At 43.4% G+C, this 2886-nt stretch carries 1 protein-coding gene; it reads right to left on the reverse strand.

Features of this window, described 5'->3' with window-relative positions; genetic code table 11:
• Positions 1–16: 16 nt before the first annotated feature.
• On the reverse strand, positions 17–2575 hold the full coding sequence (locus NJ959_RS28020; RefSeq protein WP_254015046.1) for a glycogen/starch/alpha-glucan phosphorylase: 2559 nt from the start codon (positions 2573–2575) through the stop codon (positions 17–19).
• Positions 2576–2886 lie beyond the last annotated feature (311 nt).

The raw sequence follows: 2886 nt of genomic DNA on the forward strand, positions 1-2886 counted from the left end.
ACCCACTCCCTACTCCCTACTCCCCACTCCCCTTTGGCAGATTCAAACCAGCAGTTTCTGGGTTGTACTGGGGAATTTCAATATGAACTGGATCAATTTTCCAAATGTCTTGACAATAATCGCGAATTGTGCGATCTGAGGAAAATTTACCCATGCGAGCCGTATTGAGAATCGACATCCTTGTCCAATTATCGCGATCGCGGTATGCTTGGCTGACGATTTCCTGACAATCAATATAGGCTTGGTAGTCTGCTAACAGCATATACTCGTCGTGGTGGAGGAGAGAATCTACAATTGGCTTGAATAAATCTCGATTTTCAGGAGAGAAATAACCGGAAGCAATGCGATCGATCACTTCTTTGAGTTCGAGATTATTCTTGTAGTAATTCCATGGATTATACCCACTCGCTTTCAAATCAAATACTTCCTGAGCGGTTAAACCAAATAAGAAGAAATTATCTGCACCTACTGCTTCCCGAATCTCGATATTTGCCCCATCTAAAGTACCGATAGTCAGCGCACCATTCATGGCAAACTTCATATTACCAGTACCAGAAGCTTCCTTCCCGGCAGTGGAAATTTGCTCAGATAGATTAGCCGCAGGATAGACTCGTTGACCTAGAGATACTGAAAATCCTTCCAGAAAGATCACCTTAATCCGATTTCCGATATCGTGATCGTTATTCACTACTTTAGCTACAGAATTAATTAAGCGAATAATTAATTTCGCCATAAAGTAGCCTGGAGCCGCCTTCCCTGCAAAAATAAAGGTTCGGGGTACAGTTTGTCGGTTGGGATTCCTTTTAATCTGGTTGTAGAGGGTGATAATGTAAAGGACGTTCAAGAGTTGACGCTTGTATTCATGCAACCGCTTTACTTGAACATCAAATAAGGAATTTGCATCGATTTCCACATCATTAAATAGCAGGATATAATCTGCTAATTCTTGCTTGTGATGCTGCTTAATTGATGCAAACCGTTGGCAAAATTCCTGGTCATTAACAAAGGCTTCTAGCTTGTGGAGTTCCTCTAGTTCTTTCACCCAATTATTACCAATTTTATCGGTAATTAGCTCAGAAAGTTGGGGATTGCTCAATAATAGCCAGCGACGGGGAGTTACGCCATTAGTCTTATTATTGAACCGTTCTGGCCACATTTGAGAGAAATCTCGGAGTACCCGTTGTTGGAGTAAATCAGTATGGAGTTGTGCCACCCCATTAATGCTATGACTACCCACACAAGCTAAGTTTGCCATCCGGACATATTTCTGTTGTCCTTCTTCAATTAAGGACATGCGACTCACTCGCTCTTCATCGAAGGGATATTGGAGTTTTACTTGATCGAGGAAGCGGGAATTGATTTCGTAGATAATTTCTAGATGTCTGGGGAGGAGCCGCTCAAACAGGCTTACTGGCCATCTTTCCAAGGCTTCTGCTAGGAGAGTATGGTTAGTATAGGCAAAGACATTCTTGGTGATATACCAAGCTCGATTCCAACCTAATTCGTACTTATCTACTAATAGCCGCATCAATTCCACCACACCGATAGATGGGTGGGTATCATTGAGTTGGATACAAACTTTCTCGTGGAAATGATCGAAATTTAGGTGAGTACGGCGGTATGTGTTAATAATGTCCTGAAGGGAACAACTGACAAAGAAATATTGCTGTTCTAGCCGCAGTTGTTGACCTTGGGAAGTATTATCGTTGGGATAGAGGACTTTGGATATATTCTCTGAGAATATTTTATCGGTAACAGCTCCCGCATAATCACCACTATCGAATACTTGGAAGTTGAATTCTTCAGAGGCACCCGCTCGCCAGAGGCGGAGAGCATTTACAGTATTGGTGTCGTATCCCGGTATGGGCGTATCGTAGGGGATACCCATAACTTGGCGATCGGGAACCCAACGAACCCGATAATGCCCTTTGTAATCTTCGTAAGTTTCTGTATATCCGCCAAAGTCAACTTCAACAGTTAATTCCGGGCGGCGTACTTCCCATGGGTTACCAAAGCGTAACCATTTGTCTGGGTGTTCGACTTGAACGCCTTCCTCAATTCTTTGGTCAAAAATACCAAATTCGTAACGAATTCCGTAGCCAATGGCAGGTATTTCTAGGGTAGCCAGGGAATCGAGGAAACATGCTGCTAAACGCCCTAAACCACCATTGCCCAATCCGGGTTCTGATTCTAGTACGATCAGGTCATTTAGGTTTAGTCCAGACTCTTGGACAGCTTGACAAACTTTTTCATACAAGCCTAAGTTAATCAGGTTGTTGCCTAATTGCCTACCCATCAAGAATTCTGCTGACAGATAATATACTGTCTTGACATCCTTTTGGATATAGGTGGTCGCTGTGTTGATCCACCGATAGAGGAGGCGATCGCGTATTGTATAAGCCAAAGCCATGTAGTAATCGAGGGGTGTGGCTAAGAACTCATTTTTGCCCTGGATGCAGTATAAGTTATCGGCGAAGGCACGTTTGAGTGTCTCCACCGTCATCCCGGTGCGATCGTCTTCTACGTGGATAGCAATAGCTTCGTTACGATGAGGCTCAAAGGATTTCTGATTCATAAAAGGATGGATTTTCGTTGGTGATCCTTTTGTCACCTTGTCTGGCTAGTCTAACCGACTTGAGTTCGATCTCAAAGCGAGGGAGGAGGAAAGAATATCCTGCCCATTCCCCCTAAACCACTTTACTTAACTTAGAGGCTGTTTGTAAACAAAAATTAAGCAGTGGGAAACCGGGTTTATTTGCCCACCCTACACCTACACCGACTAATCCCGCTGCCTCTTCTCCCGCTAACTCCACAAGTGTTCAACCAGACTCTCCTGATTTTATTACTTTGATTGGAGAATATTATTCGGTACTAAATACATACAGC

This window comes from Limnofasciculus baicalensis BBK-W-15, from assembly GCF_024178385.1.
GTDB classification, from domain to species: Bacteria; Cyanobacteriota; Cyanobacteriia; order Cyanobacteriales; family Coleofasciculaceae; genus Limnofasciculus; species Limnofasciculus baicalensis.